General features: G+C 55.3%; 1 protein-coding gene. It reads left to right on the top strand.

Annotated elements, in window-relative coordinates; genetic code table 11:
* The first annotated feature begins 80 nt into the window (after window positions 1-80).
* A complete protein-coding gene (locus HNO79_RS17185; RefSeq protein ID WP_025814070.1) occupies window positions 81-1,160 on the top strand; it encodes an IS5 family transposase in 1,080 nt (359 codons plus the stop codon).
* Window positions 1,161-1,294: the final 134 nt, after the last annotated feature.

Raw genomic sequence — 1,294 nt, forward strand, 5'->3', positions numbered from 1 at the left:
TGGAGGGTTCGAAAAACCTACTGGTTTTGAGGCCTTCTGTGTGATTCCATTCCTCTGGTTCTGGTTGAGGGAATGGCGATATGAAACAGCCTGGTTTCTTTGATGTTGAGGAGCGGCTTGCCCGGTTGAGCGGGCTTGGCGATCAACTCGAGGCCTTTTCCCGGACTGTGGATTTTGAGGTGTTCCGCCCTGATTTGAAGAAGGCTCTGGCGTATTCGGATGGGAGCAAAGGCGGGCGCCCTCCGTTTGATCTGGTGCTGATGTTCAAGATCCTGGTGATCCAGACGCTGAACAATTTGTCTGATGAGCGGACGGAGTACCTGATCAATGATCGTCTCTCTTTTATGCGTTTCCTTGGTCTGGGGCTGTCGGACCGTGTGCCTGACGCCAAAACGGTCTGGCTGTTCCGTGAACGCCTGACCCAGACGGGTGCGATTGAAAGACTGTTTGACCGCTTTGACGCGACCCTGCGCAAGGCCGGATATTTGCCGATGTCGGGCCAGATTCTGGACGCAACGCTGGTGGCTGCTCCAAAGCAGCGCAATACAAACGCCGAGAAAGCGGATCTCCGGGCAGGGCGTATTCCTGAAGAGTGGCAGGACAAGCCCGCAAAGCTGTCCCACAAGGATCGCCATGCGCGCTGGACGCTGAAGTTCACGAAAGCAAAGCGTCAGGATGACGGAAGTATGCCCGCAACGGATCTTGCCATTCCGTTCTTTGGCTACAAATCCCACGTCTCCATCGACCGGAAATATCGGCTGATTCGCAAATGGAAGGCCACAGATGCCGCCGCCAGTGATGGCGCGCGATTGAGAGAGGGCTTGCTTGATAAAACCAATACGGCCTCAAGCGTCTGGGCGGATACCGCCTACCGCTCGAAAGCCAATGAGGACTTCATGGACAAAGAGGGTTTCGTCTCGAAGGTCCACAGGAAAAAGCCGAATCTCAAGCCCATGCCCCGCCATGCCCAGCGGTCCAACGCGGGGAAGTCGGTGATCCGATCCCGCGTCGAGCATGTCTTTGCCGATCAGAAATCGCAGATGGGATTGTTCATCCGGGCCGTCGGCATCACACGGGCCACAATGACGATCGGACTGGCCAATATCGTCTACAACATGCGCCGTTTCCTCTTCCTGGAGAGAATGAACGCGAGCGCATAGCAATCCAGCGGGGGGTAGTCCCCAATTTGCTCAAAACGCAGAAAGAAAGCTACCTCAGGAACCGTCAATCAAATCGCCGAAAGCCTAAAAACACGAGCCAGGCACATCAATCAGAGGTTTTTTCGAACCCTCCA

Origin of the sequence: Komagataeibacter oboediens (assembly GCF_018491655.1) — a bacterium.
Taxonomy (GTDB): domain Bacteria; phylum Pseudomonadota; class Alphaproteobacteria; order Acetobacterales; family Acetobacteraceae; genus Komagataeibacter; species Komagataeibacter oboediens.

Coding starts and splice junctions, on each gene's coding strand:
- HNO79_RS17185 (WP_025814070.1), top strand. CDS start 81: ATGAAACAGCCTGGTTTCTTTGATGTTGAGGAGCGGCTTGCCCGGTTG.